At 70.4% G+C, this 20,201-nt stretch carries 15 protein-coding genes and 1 pseudogene; 8 read left to right on the top strand and 8 right to left on the bottom strand.

The window, feature by feature from the left end; all coding sequences use genetic code 11:
- On the bottom strand, positions 1-617 hold a 617-nt coding region (locus H1D24_RS34920), incomplete at its 3' end, for a GOLPH3/VPS74 family protein (protein WP_181661745.1).
- Positions 618-1,110: 493 nt separating this feature from the next.
- Between H1D24_RS34920 and H1D24_RS34915 the strand changes: the two genes are divergently transcribed.
- A complete protein-coding gene (locus tag H1D24_RS34915) occupies positions 1,111-2,007 on the top strand; it encodes a hypothetical protein (protein ID WP_181661744.1) in 897 nt (298 codons plus the stop codon).
- Positions 2,008-2,226: 219 nt separating this feature from the next.
- Here the strand turns inward: H1D24_RS34915 and H1D24_RS34910 are convergent, their stop codons facing one another.
- Entirely contained in the window at positions 2,227-6,099 is a 3,873-nt protein-coding gene (locus H1D24_RS34910; protein WP_181661743.1) for an nSTAND1 domain-containing NTPase, read from the bottom strand.
- 350 nt (positions 6,100-6,449) lie between these two features.
- Between H1D24_RS34910 and H1D24_RS34905 the strand changes: the two genes are divergently transcribed.
- The 3 genes from H1D24_RS34905 to H1D24_RS34895 are packed head-to-tail and all read left to right on the top strand — an operon-like array spanning position 6,450 to position 9,299.
- Positions 6,450-7,298, top strand: coding sequence for a glycoside hydrolase family 16 protein (locus H1D24_RS34905; protein WP_181661742.1), 849 nt, complete (start codon positions 6,450-6,452; stop codon positions 7,296-7,298).
- Between the two features lie 6 nt (positions 7,299-7,304).
- Positions 7,305-7,832: a hypothetical protein gene (locus tag H1D24_RS34900; protein WP_181661752.1), complete on the top strand. Its 528-nt coding sequence runs from the start codon at positions 7,305-7,307 to the stop codon at positions 7,830-7,832.
- A gap of 6 nt (positions 7,833-7,838) precedes the next feature.
- The gene (locus H1D24_RS34895) at positions 7,839-9,299 is read left to right on the top strand and encodes a tetratricopeptide repeat protein (RefSeq protein WP_181661741.1); all 1,461 of its coding nucleotides are present in this window, start codon (positions 7,839-7,841) and stop codon (positions 9,297-9,299) included.
- A gap of 129 nt (positions 9,300-9,428) precedes the next feature.
- On the opposite strand, the gene H1D24_RS34890 is transcribed toward H1D24_RS34895, so the two are convergent.
- Both H1D24_RS34890 and H1D24_RS34885 read right to left on the bottom strand, forming a co-directional pair.
- Positions 9,429-10,001: a dihydrofolate reductase family protein gene (locus H1D24_RS34890; protein WP_181661740.1), complete on the bottom strand. Its 573-nt coding sequence runs from the start codon at positions 9,999-10,001 to the stop codon at positions 9,429-9,431.
- A gap of 143 nt (positions 10,002-10,144) precedes the next feature.
- Positions 10,145-10,633, bottom strand: coding sequence for a carboxymuconolactone decarboxylase family protein (locus H1D24_RS34885; protein WP_181661739.1), 489 nt, complete (start codon positions 10,631-10,633; stop codon positions 10,145-10,147).
- 123 nt (positions 10,634-10,756) lie between these two features.
- Here H1D24_RS34885 and H1D24_RS41880 point away from each other — a divergent pair, with 123 nt between their 5' ends.
- Both H1D24_RS41880 and H1D24_RS43085 read left to right on the top strand, forming a co-directional pair.
- Entirely contained in the window at positions 10,757-11,746 is a 990-nt protein-coding gene (locus H1D24_RS41880; protein ID WP_258564550.1) for a pirin family protein, read from the top strand.
- A 36-nt stretch (positions 11,747-11,782) separates the two neighbouring features.
- Positions 11,783-12,127: a GNAT family N-acetyltransferase gene (locus H1D24_RS43085; RefSeq protein ID WP_181661738.1), complete on the top strand. Its 345-nt coding sequence runs from the start codon at positions 11,783-11,785 to the stop codon at positions 12,125-12,127.
- Here the strand turns inward: H1D24_RS43085 and H1D24_RS43080 are convergent.
- Positions 12,122-12,205, bottom strand: a pseudogene (locus H1D24_RS43080) (3-oxoacyl-ACP reductase); the annotation flags it as partial. The gene H1D24_RS43085 and the pseudogene H1D24_RS43080 sit on opposite strands and share 6 nt — an antisense overlap.
- A gap of 102 nt (positions 12,206-12,307) precedes the next feature.
- Here H1D24_RS43080 and H1D24_RS34870 point away from each other — a divergent pair.
- Positions 12,308-12,823, top strand: a complete 516-nt coding sequence (locus tag H1D24_RS34870) for a VOC family protein (RefSeq protein WP_181661737.1) — start codon at positions 12,308-12,310, stop codon at positions 12,821-12,823.
- Positions 12,824-13,126: 303 nt separating this feature from the next.
- Here H1D24_RS34870 and H1D24_RS34865 read toward each other — a convergent pair whose 3' ends face one another.
- Positions 13,127-14,788, bottom strand: a complete 1,662-nt coding sequence (locus H1D24_RS34865; protein ID WP_181661736.1) for a cellulase family glycosylhydrolase — start codon at positions 14,786-14,788, stop codon at positions 13,127-13,129.
- A 321-nt stretch (positions 14,789-15,109) separates the two neighbouring features.
- Between H1D24_RS34865 and H1D24_RS34860 the strand changes: the two genes are divergently transcribed.
- Positions 15,110-15,769: a YceI family protein gene (locus H1D24_RS34860; RefSeq protein WP_181661735.1), complete on the top strand. Its 660-nt coding sequence runs from the start codon at positions 15,110-15,112 to the stop codon at positions 15,767-15,769.
- Between the two features lie 50 nt (positions 15,770-15,819).
- Here the strand turns inward: H1D24_RS34860 and H1D24_RS34855 are convergent, their stop codons facing one another.
- Together H1D24_RS34855 and H1D24_RS34850 are read right to left on the bottom strand one after the other, a co-directional pair.
- Complete coding sequence (locus tag H1D24_RS34855) at positions 15,820-17,811, bottom strand: serine/threonine-protein kinase (protein ID WP_181661734.1); 1,992 nt, start codon at positions 17,809-17,811, stop codon at positions 15,820-15,822.
- 202 nt (positions 17,812-18,013) lie between these two features.
- Complete coding sequence (locus H1D24_RS34850; RefSeq protein WP_181661733.1) at positions 18,014-19,963, bottom strand: APC family permease; 1,950 nt, start codon at positions 19,961-19,963, stop codon at positions 18,014-18,016.
- Positions 19,964-20,201: the final 238 nt, after the last annotated feature.

The raw sequence follows: 20,201 nt of genomic DNA, 5'->3' as shown, positions 1-20,201 counted from the left end.
TCCCAAGAAGGGAACGCCAGCGGCCGCACGCAGTCGGCGACTGCAGTCAGGATGTGGGCGCAGGTCGGGCTCAGTGATCGCAGCGTTGCCTCGGACTCGCTCCACTCTCGACCGCCCGACGTGGCCCCGCACGCACTCGCCAGCGCAGCCAGCGCAACGGAGCGATGAGAGGAATCGGCCGCATCGCCCAGGGACCGGACCGCGGCATCTCGCCGCTCCCCACGGAGGACGTCGTAGCGACGAGCCGACCCGGTCGGCAACGGCAGCCGCCTCGGCGTGCGAACAAGGACACCGTCAGCGATCAAGCCGGCCGAGAGGCGCTTGTGCGCGCTGACGCTCAGGGCCCTGACCCACTCCGATGCCCTGCGCCGTTTGCGACACGACCGGATCCGCACGAGAACCTCGCGGAGCATGGGGTCATGCGGCTCTGCACCGTGGACTGCGACGATGTATCCGTCAACGGTATGGATGAAGCCGTCCAGAGCGAGTTCTATCAGCATCGCTGCGCTCAGACCGAAGTCGAGGCCGGCGCGATAGCCGGGAACACGGCCTTGTCCGTCCAGGTACACAGCCAGCATGAAGTCTCCGGGAAGGCTCGAGGTGGCGTCAGTGTTCATCCCGTTCTCCCCAATACCGCACTTCAGCTTCGGTTCCTGGGTCCTTCCAGACCGGGTGGCTGCAGGTCTCGAAGAATGTTCGCAGCACTATGGACGACCCGGAGCCCCCGGTCAATGCAAGACGCCGTCCTGACATGCGGAACACCGTTCCCCTGTCGCCCTAGACTCCCAGAGCGACATTTCAGCGGTATGTCATGGCGCCGAGAGGCGCATCGGCAGCAATACGCCGACCCGGGTTCCCGGCCTGAAGGCCCGTCCATGAGAACCGGCTCGAACTGTGCGCGAGTGGCTTGTGGCCTTGAGGCCGTTGATGGACTCCACCCCTGCGGCGGCCGCGCGAACTTCACTGGCGGGCAGTCTTCTCAGCCATCGGACGTTGTTCACTGCTGCGGACCGGGTGACTGAACAATCCGTCCCGCGCTGAACTGGGCCTACGGTGCCGGGATCCGCACCGCGAAGACGTCGGGATCACAGCACGGAGAGAGGTCCTTGGATGGTCAAGAGAGGGAGCGTCGCCGTCGTGGCCGCCGGGCTGGTACTGGCCGTCGGCGGCTGCGGTGGCGGGACGGACGAGGAGACCGGCGCGTCGGGCAAGGCGTCGGCCAAGCCGACGCCGACACGGCCGCCGTCCAAGGAACTGGTCAAGTGGGTCGGCGAGATGTGCGTGCAGACGAGCGCCCTCAAGGACCTCCGGGCGGAGAGCGCGGCGGACCTGAAGCAGATCCGGAACCCGGACGAGGCCGGTTCGGACGCCCAGTTCTTCGCCGTCAGCTACCTCTCCCGGACACCGCTGGCGGTGGACGACGTGGAGAGCGCCCTGACGGACCTCGACCCGTCGGGCGTTCCCGCGGCCGACCGGCTGCGCAACGCCCTGCTGAAGAAGGTGAAGGGCGTCGCGGACCACCTCGACGAGGTGTCACCGATCGATGCCGTCGACGACGCCGAGGGCATCGTCGCGGACGTCGACAAGCGCGTCCAGTCCCTCACCCCGCCCCAGCCGGATCTCCTCGCGCTGACGCAGAAGGATCCGCAGCTCGCGGCCGCGTACAAGCGTGCCGAGCAGTGCGCCCCGGGCTGGAATCCCGACGAGGAGGCGGCCTCGCCCTCGCCCGACCCCACCGGCCCGCTGCCCAAGGCGGCGGACGGCAAGAACATCGACGCCTGCTCGGACGGCGCATGCGAGGTCCTGGTGACCTCGCCGGTGTGGATCACGGCGAACGGGGTGGACGTGCATGTCACCCCGGGGGACGACTCCGTCACCTTCGAGACACCGAGCTCCGTGATGCGGCTCGGTGGCCAGGGCGGTGTGGCCAAGTGGGGCGACGATCTGAAGGCCACCGTCGTCGCGCAGAACAAGGACGGCGCCGTGCTGAAGTTCACCATCCCCTGAGCGCCCCTGGCGGCCCCTAGGCCCTGTCGTCAAACTCCCTCCCCCAGCTACCGCTGGGAGGTGCCCCCAGCCCCGCGCCGTCTGGCACGCTCCCCCACTGCCTTAAGGGCGTAGGAGGTGCCCCCACCGCCTCGCCTCCCTCCTCCGCCTTGCAGCTGCACGCACCAGACGGCGCGGGGCCCGCCCTTCGGACGGACGACGGGAGTTTGACGACAGGGCCTAACGCCCCTCGCACACCGCCTGGTACCCGAGTTGCGGCAGGTGCTCCTCCCATTCGGCGCGGGTGAGGACGCCGCCGGTGCGGTCGCAGACGTAGTCCGCCGCGCGGTCCGCGCCCAGGCTCCACACCCGGGCCGTCAGGTCGTAACCGGCGGAGGCGAGGGCGTCGCCCTCCGGGCTGAACGCGACGGAGGTGACGGTGTCGATATGGCCGGTCAGTTCCTGGCCGGCGGGCTCGGCACGGGCCGGGTCCGCCACGTCCCACAGGCGGACCGTGTGGTCGCCGCTGCCGGTCGCCAGCGTCTTCCCGTCCGGGGCGAAGGCCACGGACCTGACCGGCCCGCGGTGCCCGGCCAGCTCCTCGCCCACCGGACGTACGCGGTCCGCCTGTTCCACGTCCCACAGCCGTGCCGTACGGTCGTCGCTGCCCGTCGCGAGTGTCTTCCCGTCCGGGGTGAAGGCCACCGCGTTGACCGGTTCGTCATGCCCGGTGAGAGCAGCGCCTGCGGGCCGTGCCCGCGCCCCGTCGCCCACGTGCCACAGCCGCGCCGTGTTGTCCTCGCTGCCGGTGGCCAGGGTGCGGCCGCCTGGTGCGAAGGCCACGGATGTGACGGCGTCCGTGTGGCCGCGCAGCGGTTCGCCGAGCGGCCGTACGTGGTCCGGTCGCCGTACGTCCCACAGCCGCACCGTGTCGTCCTCGCCGCCGGTGGCCAGCGCCCGGCCGTCCGGGGCGAACGCGACGGCGAGGGCGCCGCCGTCGTGCGCGTCCAGCGGTTCGCCGAGCGGGGCGGGATGTTCGGGGGCGGAGACGTCCCACAGCCGTACGGTGCCGTCCTTCGAGCCGCTGGCCACCGCCCGGCTGTCCGGGGCGAAGGCGACGGACAGCACCTCGTCCTCGTGGCCGGTGAGCGTGCGCAGGAGGCGGCGCGGGTTGCCCGGATCGGCCACGTCCCACAGGCGGATCAGCCCGTCGTCGGTACTGGCGGCGGCGAGCAGACGGCCGTCGGGGCTGTAGGCGACGGCGGTCAGGGGGTTGGTGAAGTCGGTGAGGACGGTCGGCGGCCGGTGCCAGAGGCGGACGCTGCCGTCGGCGCCGGTGCTGGCGAGGGTACGGCCGTCGGGATGGAAGGCCACATCCCACACGGCCTCCGTGTGACCGGTCAGCGGCTCCCCGAGCTGCTGCGGGTAGGCGGGGTTGGCCACGTTCCACAGGATGGGCGAGTCGTCCTCGCCCGCGCTCGCCAGCGTCTCGCTGTCGGGACTGAACGCCACCGACATGACGGGCGCGGTGTGCTCGGTGAGCGGTTCGCCCAGCGGCTCGAGGCGGCTCGGGTCGGACGCGTCCCACAGCCGTACGGTCTCGTCGTAGCCGGCCGTGGCCAGCGTCCGGCCGTCCGGGGAGAAGGCCAGCGTCCAGACGGAGGCGGTGTGTTCGCGCAGCGGTTTGCCGAGCGGTGCGAGGCCGGTCGCGTCGTCCTCGCTGTATCGCCACATTCGTACGGTGCCGTCGTAGCCGCCCGTGGCCAGGGTCTCCCCGTCGGGGGCGAACGCGACGGCGCGGACGCTGCCTGCCTCGGAGTCGTCGGCCTCGGCGGGCTCGCCGAGCGGCGCGGGCCGGGCCGGGTCGTTCAGGTCCCACAGGCGTACGGTCCCGTCGTCGCCGGCGGTGGCCAGCGTCCGGCCGTCGGGGGCGAACGCGACGGAGACGACGTTCTCCTCGTCGTGGCTCACCAGCGGCCGGCCGACGGGGCGGGGCCGCTCCCGGTCGCGTACGTCCCACAGCTGGATGCCTCCGCCTTTCCCGGTGGCCACCAGCATGTCGCCGTCCTGCGGAGCGAAGGCGACCGCGCCGACCGGTCCCGTACTCAGGCGCAGCGGTTTGCCCAGCGGTCTCCCCATGTCCTCCGGCTTGTCCGCTGACCCCGGCCGGGCGGCGGTGTCCCACAGCCGGACCGTGCCGTCGTGGCCGCCGCTGGCGAGGGTGCGGCCGTCGGGTGCGTACGCCACGGAGCTGCCCAGACCGCGGTGCCCGGACAGCCGGGTGGCCAGCACCCGGCCCGCGTCCGAGGCCAGCCGGGTCCGCAGGTCCGGGGTGGAACGCATGCGGTACGCGGCGACGTCGAGCCGGGCGGCCAGCCCGGCGTCGGTCTCGCGGACACGGTCAGCCTCGGCGGTGAGGCGGCCGAAGACCGCATCGTCCCGTTCGGCCTGCGCGGTGGCGCGCGCCTGGAGGGCCACGACGGCGGTGCCGGTGGCGAGCAGCACGAGCGCGGCGAGTACGGCCACGACCGTACGGCGCAGTCGCACGGCGCGGTGCCGACGCCGGAGCGAGGCGGTGAGGAACTGCCGCTCCAGCGGGGTGAGTTCGTCGCTGTGGTCGTCCCCCAGCGTGGTGCTGTGCGGCCGGGCGGCGTCCTGCGGGAAGGCGTCGCGGGCGGCGTGCAGACGGGAGCCGGCGTAGAGCGCGGCGCTCTCCCGGCCGAGTGCCTGCCACGTGCGGGCCGCCTCGGAGAGCGAGCGGTGGACGCGCAGCCGGTCGCGTTCGGCGTCGATCCAAGCGCGCAGGCGGGGCCAGGCGGTGATGAGGGCTTCGTGGGCGAGGTCGACGGTGCCGTCGTCGAAGGTGATGAGGCGGGCGCGGACCAGGCGTTCCAGTACCACTCGGGTGTCGGCGGGGCTGCCGAAGTCGAGCTCCGCGTGCTCGGTGGGCCGACGTGTGTCCGGCGTGCCGTCGCCAGGGGCGACGAGGCGGAGCAGGATACGGCGGGCCAGCTCGGCCTGCGGCGCGGTGAGTTCGCCGTACACCTGCTCGGCCGTACGGACGACGGCGCCGTGCAGCCCGCCGGCCGCCTCGTACGCGGTCTCGGTCAGGGCGCGCCCGCTGCGGTGGCGCCAGGTCTCCAGCAGGGCGTGCGACATCAGCGGAAGTCCGCCCGGTGCGCCCTCGACCTCGTCCAGGAGGCGGTCGGTCAGGGAGCGTTCGACGATCAGGCCGTCCGCGGCGGCCGGGCGGACGATGGCCTCCCGCAGCTCCGCGCGGCTCATCGGCCCGGCGAGCAGCGTGGCGTCCTGCAACGCGGCGGTGAGGCCGGGGTGTTCGGCGCAGCGGCCTAGGAAGTCGGCTCTCACCGCGATGACGACACGCAGCCGGCTGTCGGCGTCGGTGGCGGCGACGAGGCGGTCGATGAAAGTGTCTCGGTCGGCCGGGTCGGCGCCGAGGGTGTACAGCTCCTCGAACTGGTCGACGATCAGCCAGGTGTCGGCGTCGGTGCCGGGTACGGGCAGGAGCCGGTCGGCGTGCGTGCGCAGCGGGTCCGCACCGGGCGTGAGGATCCGTACGGCGGCGGGAGGCACGTCCTCTTCCCCATCGTCCGGGGTGCGCAGCCGGGGGATCAGGCCGGCGCGCAGCAGCGAGGACTTGCCGCTGCCGGAGGGGCCGAAGACGGCGGTGAAGCGGTGCTTGCGGTTCAGCTCGGTCAGCCGCTCCACGAGCTGGTCGCGGCCGAAGAACAGTTCGGCGTCGCCCGGCTCGAACCGGGTCAGGCCGCGGTACGGCGGTCGGGAGGTCTCGTCGTCGGCGGCCTCTGCGGCCAACTCGGCCGACACCTCGCGCCAGCGCCGCTCCCACGCGATCACGTCGCCGCCGCACGCCTTCACGTAGGCGAGCGTCACCGCGCGGGTGGGCAGCTGCTTCCCGGCCGCCGCCTGCGACAGGGTGGTCACCCCGTACCGCGCCTGCTGAGCCATCGCCCGGTACGTGGGCTTCCCCGCGGACTCGCGCAGCGCGCGCAGCTCGGCGGCGAACCGCGGCAGCGGCCCGGCCTCCGGATCCAGCTCGCCCTCGGTGCGCCCCGGTCCTGGTCTTGCCGACACGTGCCCCGCCCTGCCCTCGTTCACCCAAGTCTTCGCCAGGCCATCACCCAGCGCGTCCGTTCGGGCGCCCACGGTAGGTAGTCGCACGGGACGGGCGCAACCGAATGTGGAGCGTATCGGCAGGCGAGACACGGGAGTTCACTCGATCTGCACGTTTCCTCCTGACCCTTTCGTTCGGTTCGCGCCTCCAGGTTGTTCGGCGCCGGGAGAGGGCCTGCTGAACAACGGCGTACGGCGGTCGAATACCCGAGGGACGTGGCCCGGACGGGCCATGGCGCGGTCCGAGCCCTGCGAGGGGAGGGCTCGGGCCGCCCCGCGTCCGCACACGCACGACAGGCTGAAGGAGAGCCATGGACAGACGACTTCGCGCCCGGCACCTCGCCGTGGGGTTCGGCGCGGCGGCACTCGCGGCGACGCTCACGGCGACCACGGTGAGCGCCGCCCCCGCCGATCCGACGACCGCCGCCGAGCGGTACGGCTGGGGCGACCCGCTGCCGCAGTGGTCGGACGAGTTCGACTACGGCTCGGAGGCCGACCCGGCCATACCCGACCGCGACAAGTGGCGCCTGGCGGGCGGCAGCCCCGGCAAGTGCTGGCCCGGCCACAGCGACAACGGCCGCCGCTGCGACGTCAACACCCGGGTCGTCGGCGGCGTCCTGCGCATGACCGGCGAGGTGAACGGCGACACCGGCTGGCTCGCCTCGCCGTACGGCCGGCAGTACGGCCGGTGGGAGGCCCGCGTACGCTCCCGGGCCACCGCCCCCGACAACGGGCGGCAGTACCACCCGCTGCTGATCCTGTGGCCGGACTCGAACGAGCACCCCGAGGACGGCGAGTACGACTACCTGGAGAACGGTGCCCCGGGCGAGAGCTGCGCCGAGGCGTTCCTGCACTACCCGCACCCGGAGGGCGTGCCCGTACAGCAGGAGTTCGCGCAGAAGTGCGGCGTGGACCTGTCGCAGTGGCACAACGTCGCCGTCGAGTGGACCCCGGACCATCTGCGCGGCTTCATCGACGGCGAGGAGTGGTTCCGCTTCGCCGACGGCGCGAACGCGGACCGCGACTGCATCCAGTGCGCCCCGTCCATGCACCAGACCATCCAGCTCGACAACTTCCACGGGGACGACCTGCAGAGCGCCGTCTACGAAGTGGACTGGGCCCGGGTCTACGACCTTCCGGACAACGAAAGCGTGAGGTGATCCGCGATGCAGAACTCTCCGCATCAGCCCGGTCAGCCCGGTGAGCAGGGTCAGCAGGGTCAGCCCGGTCAGGCCGGCCTGCCCGGTCCGCCCGAGAAGGTGCGCATGCCCGGGGCCCTCATCTTCGTCCTCGTGGTCGTCACCGCGCACGCGCTGGGCACGGTCGTCGGCGGCTGGGCGATCACCGAGGAGAACCAGAGCAAGCAGGAGCACGGACAGGAGCTGCTCCTGCCGATGGGCATGGCCTGGTTCGTGGCGCTGTTCTGCTGGGCGCTGGCGGCGCTCATGGTCGTCTGCGTCGCACTGGCTCGGGGGCGCCGCCCCTGGATCCGTGTGGTGCTCATCGTGTGCCTGTCCTTCGTGACGCTCGGGACGGTCTTCGGTTTCATCGGCTCGCTGGCCTCCGGGGCGCCCAGCCTTGCGATGTTCGTGATCGCCGGCATCGATGTGGCGGCCCTGTGGATGGTGAGCGGCGAGAGAGGCCGCCACTGGTTCTCCGTACGCAGCCCGGCGCCCATTTCACTTCAGGGGTGATCGCTCATGGACTCCCCGACGTACGAACACGACCCGTACCGGCCGCCTGCCGAGCCGCCGAAGCCTCCCGAGCCGCCCAGGCGACCCCCGGCCCCGTGCGACCCGGTGGCGGCGGCGCTCGGCAACGCCTCGCTGCTCGGCATCGGTTATCTCCTGCTGGGTCGCTGGCGGCTGGCCGCGCTCGCCGTGGTCGGCACCGGCTGGCTCCTCAACCTCACCGCATCGACGGCTGAGACCTGGTGCGAGATCCTGCTGCTCCTGTGGTGGGCGGCCGGCATCGCCCACGGCTGGTTCCTGGCACATCGGCGCGCGGAGCACGTCGTACGACGCGGGCAGCGCGCGGGCGCGCTCGCCGTCACGGTCGCGGTGCTGCTGACCGCCGTACTGCTGCGCGTCGACGCGTACGGCATCGAGGACCGCGTGAACGAGGCCCGGGAGGGCGGCGACTGCGAGGCGGCCGTCGCCGCGCAGGGCGAGGTGTGGTGGGGCCACCGCCTGGCGGGCGCACCGGTGGTCGAACCCGGCGACGCGGTGGTGGAGGCGTGTCACCGGCTGGAGCGGGCCGCGTCCACCCTGGCCGGCGCCGGACGAAACGGGAACATCGAGGACCTGGAGCGAGGCTTCGGCATCCTCGCCGGCGTCCTGAGCAAGCCCGGCAACGAGCAGACCGTCAAGACGGTCCTGGACACCTTCCTCGAAGGCCTGCCGACCAAGGACTCCTGCGACACCGCCGACATCACCGACTGGCTCCGCGACCGCGACCCCACCCGGGATGTACTGGACCGGTCCGCCGACACCGCGAAGCGTACGGAACCCGCCGCGCTGGTGGGATGCGGCGACGACCTGATGGACGAGGACGACTGGCAGCAGGCGCGGGCGCGCTACCAGCACCTCCTCGACGAGTACCCGGACGACGCACGCACGGACGAGGCACGCAGCGGCGTGAAGAAGGCCACCCTCGCCATCGAACTGGACACGGTACGCCGCCTGGTCGAGAACACGTCCGACGCGAAGTCCGGCTACTGCGACACGCCCGCCAAGTACAGCGGTGCCCCGCCGTATCGCAAGGGGTTCAACCGCGCAATGTTCCTCGGCGACACCGAGTACACCGACAAACTCCCCCGGGACTGGCGCACCGGCGACCCGACCAAGGCCGCGCTCGTGGTCTGCGCGGACACGGCGAAGAACGGAGCCGCCGTCGAGACGTGCTACTACGAGAACGACAAGTCCGAGTACCTCCCCCACGAAGTGACCTTCTACAAGGTCAAGATTCCCCTGAAGGTCTACGAGTTGCGCACCGGAAAGCGCGTCGACCCGCGCGAGGTGCAGATCAGCGGCGGAAGCTGCCCGAGGGTCCTGCACTACGAGTACTACGGCTGGTACGACTACGGGCCGGGCGGCGACGAGTTCGTCTCCACCGCCAAGTCCGACGTGCGGGACGCCTTCTGGCCGGTCATCAAACGGTGACCGCGGCCTGAGCGGCGGCGCGGCGGCCGGGGCAGGGTGCGTCACCTGCCCCGGCCGCCGCGCATCCGGCCAGCACATGGAGCCATGCCACCGACGGGTCACGTCACAGCACTGCCAGAGCGGCGCTCGTCAGCGGACGACGTCGAAGACGTTCTTCTGCAGACCGTTGGCGTACGCCTCGTGCTCGACGAGCTTCAGCTTCTGGGCGTCCTTGTCCGTGTCGCTGAACAGCCGCTTGCCCGCGCCCAGCAGCAACGGGAAGACGAGCAGGTGGTAGCGGTCGATCAGACCCGCGTCGGAGAGGCTCCGGTTGAGGGCGGCGCTGCCGTGAATGATGATCGGCCCTCCCTCGGTCTCCTTCAGAGCGGCAACCTCGTCGAGAGAGCGCAGGATCGTGATCTCACCCCAGTCCGACACCAGGTCGTCCTCGGCGAGGCTGGTGGAGACGACGTACTTCGGCATCCCGTTGTAGTCGGCGAAATCCTCCATACCCGGCCAGACCGGGCTGAACGCCTCGTAGCTGACCCGGCCCAGCATCATCGCGGTGGCCTCCTGCTGCTCCCGGCCCTTGATCTCGAACGCCTCCGGGAGGAACTCCACATCCTTGAAGGTCCATCCGGAGTTCCGGTAGCCCGGCTCGCCGCCGGGGGCCTCCACGACGCCATCGAGCGAGACAAAGGCAGTGCTGATCAACGTACGCATCTCGGGGTCTCCTAGGTCGTTCATTGCCGGTTCCCGCTTCGACCTTGCGGCTGCTGAGCATGGCTATCACGGACTGGAGTTCTTGGGCAGGGGGTTGCGGCCTCCGCCCGATGACCGCGACGCGACAGCACCTGCCCATCCGGTCACTGCCCAGGAGCCGGGCGGACGGGATGCCTGCTCATGATCGAGACCCGGTTGAACGCGTTGATCGTCACCGCCACCCAGATCACCGCGGAGATCTCGTCGTCGGTGAGCACCTGGCGGGCGGTGTCGTAGGCGATCTCCTGCCCGGTGGCGTTCGAGGGGTCGGTGGTCGCCTCCGCCAGGGCCAGCGCCGCACGTTCCCGCGGTGTGAACAGTTCCGTATCCCGCCAGGCCGCCAGCACTCCGAGTCGTTGCGTGGTCTCACCCGTGCGGAGGGCCGCCTTGGTGTGCAGACTGAGGCAGTAGGCGCAGCCGTTGATCTGCGAGACGCGGAGGTTGACGAGTTCCACGAGTGAGCGGTCAAGGCCTGCGTCGGCGGCGGTCGCTCGGACCGCCTCGGAGGTCTGGATCAGGGCGTGGTAGGCCTTGGGGCTCTGCTTGTCGATGAAGATCCGTCGGCTGTCCGGGGTAGTCGTCGCGTCGCTCAATCCGGTCTCCCTCGGGGGACGGCGGTCCTACTCGTTCCGCCGTGCGTTTCGGACGGTGGTGGCCTATGATCAAACATGGTAGTTGATCGCTCAACAACATTGGACTTTGGGAGGTGACGAGCGTTGAGCAACGTCGAAACAGAGCCTTCCGAGGTGCGCTGCGCAGCGTCGGTGACCGAGGAGCGCGGGGACGGCATTCCGCACGTCGACGTGCTTCCCGCGCGTGATGTGCCCTTGGGCGGCCCGCGCGCGATGACGGTGCGGCGCACCCTGCCGCAGCGGGACCGCACCCTGATCGGTGCCTGGTGCTTCGCCGATCACTACGGCCCCGACAGCGTCGCCGAGACGGGCGGCATGCAGGTACCTCCCCATCCGCACACCGGGCTGCAGACGGTGTCCTGGCTGTTCAGCGGGGAGATCGAGCACCGCGACAGCCTGGGCAGCCACGCCTTCGTACGACCGGGCGAGCTCAACCTCATGACGGGCGGGTACGGCATCAGCCACTCGGAGGTCTCGACCCCGAGCACCACGGTCCTGCACGGAGCCCAGCTGTGGGTGGCGCTGCCCGAAGAGCACCGGCACGCGGAGCGCGACTTCCAGCACTACGCGCCCGAGCCGGTCCGCCTGGCCGGAGCAGAGGTCAGGGTCTTCCTGGGGTCTCTCGCGGGGGACACCGCCCCGGTACGGACGTTCACGCCCCTCCTCGGTGCCGAACTGCTCCTCGACCCGCGCGCGACCGTCACCCTTGCCGTGGACACCGGCTTCGAGCACGGCGTACTGGTCGATGACGGGAGTGTCCGCCTGGGTGAAACCCTCGTACGGAGGGCGGAGTTGGGTTATGTCGGTCCCGGGTACGACACATTGACGCTGACGAACGAGTCCGATGACACGACGCGGTTGCTGCTGCTCGGCGGTACGCCGTTCGAGGAGGAGATCGTCATGTGGTGGAACTTCATCGGCCGCAGCCACGAGGACATCGTCCAGGCCCGCGAGGAGTGGGCGAGCGCTTCCGAGCGTTTCGGTGTCGTCGAGGGGTACGCAGGGGAGCGTCTTCCGGCGCCCGCCCTGCCGAACGCCACCATCCGCCCGCGCAGGAACCCGCCGCGGCGCTGAGACGACGCGGTGCCGCACACAGCTGAAAGGCATGCCATGACACAGAACGCCTCCGCTCCGGTCGTGGAGCGGATCGACGCCCGGCACCGGTACGCCATCCTCGTCGACGGCAAGACCGCGGGCTTCACCGCGTACCGCGACCGGGACGGACAGCGGGTCTTCTTTCACACGGAAATCGACGACACCTTCGCCGGCCAGGGACTGGCCTCACTCCTCGTGCACGAGGCCCTGACCGACGTACGCAAGAGCGGGAAGCGCATCGTGCCGGTCTGCCCATATGTGGCGAAGTACCTCACCAAGCATGACGAGTTCACCGACATCACCGATCCCGTGACTCCCGAGGTCCTGCAGTGGCTGGATGCGGAGTTGGCCGCCTCATGACGCTCCAGGGTGCAGCGCGTCCGAGATGGACTTGACGCCGCCGTGCGCGGTCAGGCCGCCGTCGACCGGGATTCCAGCGTCCGCTTCGCTGCCACCGTTTACCAGAAGGTGACTGCCACGGCACCGGACGAGATCCTGGTAAGGGAGGGCCGAGGGACTTCACCCCTACCGAGGAGAGAGATGACGAAGGCACAAGCGGATGCACAGCCGGACCGGTCGGCCTTTGAGGCGGAGCGGCAGCGTATCCGAGACCAGTACCTGCGGCCGAGCGATCAGCGGCCTGCCTCGTCCGCCCGGGGCCTGCACCACACCGCGCTGATCAGCAGCGACGTCGAGCGGACCGTCCGCTTTTACCAGGACGTGCTGGAGTTTCCGCTGACGGAGCTGATCGAGAACCGCGACTACCCAGGCTCGTCGCACTTCTTCTTCGACATCGGCAATGGCAACCTGCTCGCCTTCTTCGACTTCCCCGGACTGGACGTGGGTCCGTACGCCGAAGTCCTCGGAGGCCTGCACCACGTCGCGATCTCAGTGGAGCCTGACCGCTGGCGCCACCTGGTCGGCAAGCTCGAGCAGGCCGGCGTCGACCATGTGGTGCACAGCGAGGTCTCCGCGTACTTCCGGGACCCCGACGGCGCCCGCATCGAACTCATCGCCGATCCGCTCGGCGAGATGTACGGAAACGAGGTGCTGTGACGGGCGGCGGCGCGGTGGCCGCGACGCCGCTCTGACCGCGCCGGCGACGTCACCGTCCGCCGCTCCACCAACCCGAGCCGGCGAGCAACATGCCGATGCCGCCGCAGTGCCTGCCCTTGCTCGGTCGCCCGTGCGGACCAAGCGACGAGAGACGACGAGGCGGAGTGCGCGGCCTTCCCGGCAAGGGGGCCGCGCAGTCCACCTCCGGCAGACGGGCTGATGTCGATCCGGCGCGAGGACGAGCGGGCGCCGTGCTGACCGGCGGCGGCGAGTGACCTCCGCCGGTCAGCGGGCACGGCCCGGTCAGGCGGTGGCGCAGGTGGTACCGCTGAGGGTGAACGCGGTCGGGGCGGCGTTGGTGCCGCCCTTGCCGGCGGTGAAGCCGACAGTGACCGAGCCGCTGGCGGGGATGGTGGCGGTGTACGAGGCTGGGGCGACGCTCACCGTCCCGCCGTCCTGAGTGGGGGTGCCTCCCCACATGTTGGTGATGGTCTGGCCGTTGGCGAAGGCGAAGGCCAGCGTCCAGCCGCTGACGGCGGTGGTGCCGGTGTTGCGGATCGTGATCTCGCCCTGGAAGCCGCCCGACCACTCGTTGACGACGCGGTAGCCGACGGAGCAGCTCACGCCGGGTGTGCTGCCGTCTTCGTCGGTGGTGACGCTCACCGTGGCCGAGCGTTCGGAGCGGTTCCCGGCGGCGTCGCGTGCGTAGACGGCGAAGGTGTACGTCGTGTCGGCGGTGAGGCCGGTCACGGTGGCGGTGTTGGTGGCGGAGGCGGCGACTGTGGTCTCGGAGCCGCCACTGACGCGGACGATGTCGTAGCCGGTGACGCCGACGTTGTCGGTGGCGGCGGTCCAGGCGAGGGTGACGGAGGTGGCCGCCACCGCGGAGGCGGTCGGGGTGCCGGGGGTGGTGGGGGCCTGGGTGTCGCCCGGGTCGTCGTCGTAGACGGTGGCTTCCCGGGAGGTCTGGGCGATGCCGTTGGCGCCGTTGAAGATGCGCTGGCCCCAGGAGCTGAGCTGGTTCGGGTCGAAGCCGATCGCCAGGTCGAGGATGGGGTCGGTGTTGCCGCTCCACGACCAGGCCAGGTAGCCGAGCCGGAGCTGCTCGGCGGCGGCCATCATGGTGTCCTCGTCCGGGTCACCGTACTGGTCCGGGGGGCCTCCGAACTCGCCGATGAGGATGGGCAGTTCGGCGTTGACGAAGGCGTTCAGGTAGTCGGTGATCTCCTGGGCGGTGTCGTAGACGCTGTACATGTGGATCGAGAAGATCAGGTTGCCGGTGGGGTCGGCGTCGTAGACGGACTGGGCGTTGGCGCGCATGACGCCTTGCCAGTCCTGGCCCCAGTTGGGCGCGTCCACCATGATCGTGTGCTGGAACCCGGCGTTGCGCAGCTTCTTGACGGCGGCGATGGTGGGCTCGGTCCAGCCGGCGGGGTTGGTGTTGCCCCAGGGCTCGTTGCCGATGTTGACGATGACGTAGTTCTCTTCGCCTGCGAGTACGTCCTTCAGGCCTATCCAGTAGTCGGCCGCCTGGTCGAGGGTCGCGGCCTCCTCGCCGTAGCCGGTCGTGTCGTGCACCTCCAGCACGCAGATGAGCCGGTTGGCCTTGCACTGGTCGATGACGCCGGCCACGTCCTCGGCGCTGTTCTCGGTCCAGCGGTGGCCGTTGGAGAGGACGACGCGGACGGTGTTGGCGCCCAGCGCCTTGATGTGGGCCAGCGACTGCGTCTCGCCCGGGTACCAGGTGTGGGCGTGGTTGACGCCGCGCATGATGAAGTCGTTGCCGTTGCCTTCGAGTAAGCGGCCGTTGCTGATGTGCAGGCCGGTGGCGAGGGCGCTGGGCGACTGTGCCTGCGCGGTCGTCGGGCAGAGGGCGCCGAGAACGACGAGCCCGAGGAGGGCGGCCAGTCCGGACAGCAGGGCGGTGACGGAGCTCTTTCGTGTCGTGCTTCTTGTTGTTCTCACTGCGACTCCAGAGAGTGAGCGTCAAGAAACTCGGGCATCAGGAGAAAGCTTGGGAGCGCTCCCATGAAGCCATCATGTCGAGAGCACGTCAAGGGCTGGGCGTGTTGCGGCGCAATCCGGGGTGCGTGGGCGTGGCTGGACTGGGACGGGCATCCCGTGGGGCCACGGACGGGGCCGCGCGAGCCTGCAATCGTGCTGATGCTGTGGATCTTTGCAGGTAGAGCCCTGGAATCCGGACGACGGTACCCATCCCGTACCGCGGCCAAGCGCGGGGGCGTGATAGCACGTTAGTGACCACAGTAAGAAGGAGACGACGTCATCATGGGTTTCTTCAGCCGTCGCCAAGCCGCCACAATCGAGCCTTCGCCGGCTGTCGGCCCCCGCACCGCTCCCACCGCCTCCGGAACGGCCACCGCCGTCCTGGACCCGGCGCTCGCAGCTCTGACCGGCCACTGGACCATCGACAGCCCGCACAGCAGGATCGGTTTCTCCGTACGCCACGCCATGGTCACCACCGTGCGCGGGGCATTCGCCGACTACCGGAGCGATCTGTACTTCGACGGAGAGCAGCCTTCCCGGTCCCGAGCCGAGCTGGTGATCCGGGTCGCCAGCGTCGACACCGGTGTGGAGCAGCGTGACGCGCATCTGGTCGGCACCGACTTCTTCAACGCGAACCGGTACCCGGAGATGGTCTTCCGCAGCACCTCCACGGTGTACGAGGGCGGTGACAGCTACCGCATGACCGGGGACCTGACCATCCGCGGCATCACCAGGCCCGTCGAGCTGGACCTCACCTACCTCGGCTCGGTCAGGGACGCGTTCGGCTACGAACGCGCCGGCTTCGACGGCACGACCACCATCGACCGCACGGAGTGGGGCCTGGTCTACAACCAACGGCTGGAGGCGGGCGGGAGCATGGTGAGCGAGAAGATCCGGCTTCAGTTCGACATCTCGGCGATCCGGGCGGCACCGGTGGCGTAGTTTCCGGTGCCCACCCGGAGCGCCGTCACTGAACGGTTCAGACCGGCGCGTCAGCCGGCCACAGGGTCCACCGCGTTACGCCAGACCTTGACGTCCACCGTGATGTAGTCCGTCGCATCCGGCGAGGGTGCCGTGCCGCGGAAGGTGATCAGGCCCACGTGGCCGGTTCCGCTGATCACGCACAGGCGGTCGCCGACGGCAAGGTCCCTGACCCAGACGTAACTTTCGCTGCCGGTCTGTGCGAGGCACGAATCCAGCGTCCCCGCGGCGCGGGGCGCCAGGCGGGTCATCTTGCTCTGGCTGGTGGAACCGGGGGCCACGACGGCACCGGAGGAGTACACGGCGTATGTGAAGTCCTCGTCGCTGGTGCCCGTGTCGGCCTTGGCGCGTACGGGGCTGTCGCCCAGGTACAGGTCGTGGCTGGCCGTCAGGCGAATGCCGGTGTAGGTGACGGAGGGCGGCTGGGCGGCGGCCGTCGCGGTCGGCTTGCGGGCAGCGGCCGGTGTCGGGGACGTGGCCGGGTCGGCGGAGCCGGGCGGGGACGTTCGGTTCGGGGATGAGGAGGGGGCCGTCGTCTTCTTCGCCTTGGGCTTCTTCGACGGCGATGCGGACGGGTGACCGGATGCCGTCGGGAGCTGCTCCGCCGTGGGGCTCGAGATCTGGCCCGCCTGCGCGTTCGCGTCCTCCGCCTGTTCGGTGGGGCGCAGGACGCCGGACAGGAACAGGGCCCCCGTCACCGTGGCCGCGGTCAGGACGACCGCCCCACCTGTGACCAGCCCCCACCGCTTGGTACGGCCGCGTGGCGCAGGTTCCACGAGGGCCGCACTCGTCGACGCGGAGTGCAGCGCGCCGCCTGCACCCGCACCTGCGGCCGCGGCGGAACCGGCCGCAGCACCGGGACCGGCCGGTGCGGCGGAACGGGCGGCACCAACGGGACCGGCCGCAGCACCGGTACCGGCCGGTGCACCGAATGCGCAGCCGTTTGCGGCCGGGTCAGGGGACGCGGCACCGAAAGCGGCCGGTGCGCCGAACTCGCCGCCTGTCACGCCCTGGCCGAGCGAAGCGCCCCCCTGTCCCAAGGCGCCCTGCCGGGGGATGCGCAGGGCCATCGTGTCCGCCCGAGCCGGCTGCGCCTCGCGCGCCGCATGCTGCGCGAGCTGCCCGGCCACCGACGACGGCAGCCAGCTCTCGACGCGGCGCAGACCGCCCTCCGGGTTGGCGGCGGCACACAGGCGTATGACGTCGGCCGGGGTCAGGCGCCGCGCCGGCTCCTTGTGCAGACAGCCGGCCACCAACTCCGCCAGTACGTCCGGGAGTTGGCTTAGCTGTGGCTCCTCGTGCACGATGCGGTACAGCACTCCGTGCGAGGGTCCGTCCCCGAAGGCGCCCGCGCCGGTCGCGGCGAAGGCGGTGATCTGGCCGAGCGAGAACACGTCGGCCGCGCCGGTGATCTCCCCGCCGAGTGCCTGCTCGGGCGCCATGAAGGCCGGCGTGCCGATCGCGGAACCGCTGTGGGTGAGGGCGGTGGCGTCCACGGCGCGCGCCACCCCGAAGTCGATGACACGGGGACCGTCGGCTGCGAGAAGCACATTCGACGGCTTGAGATCGCGGTGCACGACCCCGGCGCGGTGGATGTCCTGGAGCGCCTCGGCCACCCCCGCTGTCAGGAGGAGCACCGTCTCCGCGGGCAGCGGCCCGTGCTCCTTGACGGCCTCCGCGAGGGAGGGGCCGGGAACGTAGGCGGTGGCGAGCCAGGGCATGGGTCCTTCGGTGTCGCTGTCCAGGACGGGCACGGTGCACACGCCCTGGACGCGGCGGGCGTTGGCGACCTCCTGCCGGAACCGGTCACGGAAGTCGGCGTCGTCGGCGAGTTCGGGGCGAATCACCTTCACGGCGACCGGTCTTCCGCCGGGTGTGTGCGACAGGTAGACGCGCCCCATGCCCCCGGCGCCGAGACGCGCCACAAGACGGTATCCCCCGGCAGTACCCGGGTCGTCGTCCCGCAGCGGCTGGAACTTCTCCGCACCCGTCCCCGTCTGCACGTGCCCAACTCCCGTACTGCTTTGGCCAACTGTCACACAACTGGTTCGGAACACTACCGGTGTTCGAGGGACAGTAGTGACTAACGGCCGCTCTGTGACAAGGGGGACTTTTGGGGGGCGTCCCGGGGTTCTCAGGGATGTCAGCAGAGCCCGGACACCCTGAGCACGGCCTGCGTCGTCTCGTCGTCGGTATGCCGGTCCGTCAGCCGACGTGGACGCGGGGTCGGCGGGAGCGGTCGGGTTCGGCCTCGCGGAGGACCTCGCGGGTGACCGGGGCGACCTCGCCCTGGCCGAAGAGGAAGAAGCGGAGGAAGTTGGCGAAGGGGTTGCCCTCGGTCCATTCGAAGTAGATGTGCGGGGTGCAGCCGGTGGTGTCGCGGACGTGCAGGACCAGAGCGGCGAGGGCGTTGGGGATGGAGGAGCTCTCCAGGGTCAGGACGCGGTAGCGGTCGTGGAGCACCTCGCCGCGTACCGTGAGGCCCGCCTCGAACTCCGACGGGTCGCCGACGGTCACCTCGACGAAGACGAAGTCCTCCTGGGACGGGAGATCGTTGTCATGACGGATCTGCTCGATCTTCTCGCGGTATTCGGCGACGTCGCGGCGGTCGGGCTCATTGGCGATGAACCGGATCTTGCGGTGGGCCATGTCGCGGACGAAGCGCCCGGCCATGTCGTCGAGCGTGACATCGGTGACGCGGAGTTCGAAGGCGCGCGCGAGGCGGGAGAGGAGCGAGACGAGGATGATGGCCGCGATGAAGCAGGCGCCGATCTTCACGCCGTCAGGGCGCTCGATGATGTTCAGGACCGTCGTGTAGAGGAAGACGGCGGAGATGACGGCGAAGGCCATGGTCCAGCCCCGTTGGCCGGCCTTGCGTGCGGCGATGGTGACGGCGATGGCCGCGGAGCTGATCAGGACCAGCACGCCGGTGGCGTAGGCGCCGCCCTGGGCGTTGACGTCCGCGTCGAAGATCCAGGTGACCAGGAAGCCGACCAGGGTGAAGACGATCACCATCGGGCGGACGGCGCGGGCCCAGTGCGGGGCCATGCCGTAGCGGGGGAGGTAGCGCGGCATCAGGTTGAGCAGTCCGGCCATGGCGGAGGCGCCCGCGAACCAGAGGATGGCGATCGTCGACACGTCGTAGACGGTGCCGAAGATGTTGCCCAGGTACTCGTGGGCGAGGTACGCGAGCGCGCGGCCGTTGGCCTCGCCACCCGATTCGAACTCCTTCTCCGGGATGAGCAGCGTGGTGATGAAGCTCGTGCTGATCAGGAACACGCTCATGATCAACGCTGCCGTGGTCAGGAGCTTCTTGGTACCGCGGATACGGCCGGCGGGCTTGTCATCCGTGTCGCCGGGGTCGCCCTTGACGTGTGGCATGACCGCCACGCCGGTCTCGAAGCCGGACAGGCCCAGCGCCAGCTTCGGGAAGACCAGCAGGGCCACGCCGACCATGGCGACAACGTTTCCGTGCTCGGCCGTCAGTGCAGAGGACCAGTCGGTGATCACATGGCCCTCGGTGACCACATGCCAGAGCCCGGTCACCACGACGACGGCGTTCAGCGCGAGATAGACGCCCACCAGCGCGACCGCGACGCCGATCGCCTCCAGGAAGCCCTTGAGGAACACGGCGCCGAGCAACGCGATCAGGATCAGGGTGACCAGCAGCTGCTTGTTGTGCAGAGGGTCGGCCAGATGGGGGTTCTCCACCAGGTGAGTGGAGGCGTCCGCCGCGGAGAGCGTGATGGTGATCAGGAAGTCCGTGGCGGCGAACCCGAGCAGGGTCAGGACGAAGAGCTTGCCCTTCCAGAAGGTCAGCAGCCGCTCCAGCATCGAGATCGACCCCTGCCCGTGCGGGCTCTCCTCGGCCACCCGCCGGTACACCGGCAGCGCGCCCGCCAGCGTGACGATCACCAGCACGATGGTCGCGATGGGGGACAGCAGGCCGGCCGCGAGTGCGGCGATGCCCGGCTGGTAGCCGAGGGTGGAGAAGTAGTCGACGCCGGTCAGGCACATCACCCGCCACCACGGCTGCCCCTTGTGCGCGGGCTCCGGCGCGGCGTGCGGTCCCGGCTGGTGGCCCGCCATGTCGGAGAGGCCCTCCAGCATCCACGTCCGCAATCGGCTCGCAGGCGGGTGTTCGGTGGTGGCCATGGACGTGCTCTCCTGAGGTGCGGCTCAGCGTGGGGTTCCGGCCATCACTCGGACGGCGGCATCAGCGGCACCAGCGTAAGCGGAGAGTGATGCTTGGGCCCGCGGTTGGGTGGCTCGAGGGCGTCAAGCTTGCGTTAAGAACGGGCGGCCGGACGTCAGCGGCGCATCAAGACGCGGAGATACGGGGCAAAGAGGGCGCGGGCTGAGCGGTATGCGGGGCGGGAGCCGGTCGACCAGC

It is taken from the genome of Streptomyces himalayensis subsp. himalayensis (genome assembly GCF_013778455.1).
Taxonomy (GTDB): Bacteria; Actinomycetota; Actinomycetes; order Streptomycetales; family Streptomycetaceae; genus Streptomyces; species Streptomyces himalayensis.
The sequence above is the reverse complement of the archived record's forward strand: the minus strand, read 5'-3'. Positions and strand labels throughout refer to the sequence as shown.

Coding starts and splice junctions, on each gene's coding strand:
- H1D24_RS34850 (WP_181661733.1), bottom strand. CDS start 19,963: ATGGCCACCACCGAACACCCGCCTGCGAGCCGATTGCGGACGTGGATG.
- H1D24_RS34870 (WP_181661737.1), top strand. CDS start 12,308: ATGACGAAGGCACAAGCGGATGCACAGCCGGACCGGTCGGCCTTTGAG.
- H1D24_RS34895 (WP_181661741.1), top strand. CDS start 7,839: ATGGACTCCCCGACGTACGAACACGACCCGTACCGGCCGCCTGCCGAG.
- H1D24_RS34900 (WP_181661752.1), top strand. CDS start 7,305: ATGCAGAACTCTCCGCATCAGCCCGGTCAGCCCGGTGAGCAGGGTCAG.
- H1D24_RS34860 (WP_181661735.1), top strand. CDS start 15,110: ATGGGTTTCTTCAGCCGTCGCCAAGCCGCCACAATCGAGCCTTCGCCG.
- H1D24_RS34915 (WP_181661744.1), top strand. CDS start 1,111: ATGGTCAAGAGAGGGAGCGTCGCCGTCGTGGCCGCCGGGCTGGTACTG.
- H1D24_RS43085 (WP_181661738.1), top strand. CDS start 11,783: ATGACACAGAACGCCTCCGCTCCGGTCGTGGAGCGGATCGACGCCCGG.
- H1D24_RS34905 (WP_181661742.1), top strand. CDS start 6,450: ATGGACAGACGACTTCGCGCCCGGCACCTCGCCGTGGGGTTCGGCGCG.
- H1D24_RS34890 (WP_181661740.1), bottom strand. CDS start 10,001: ATGCGTACGTTGATCAGCACTGCCTTTGTCTCGCTCGATGGCGTCGTG.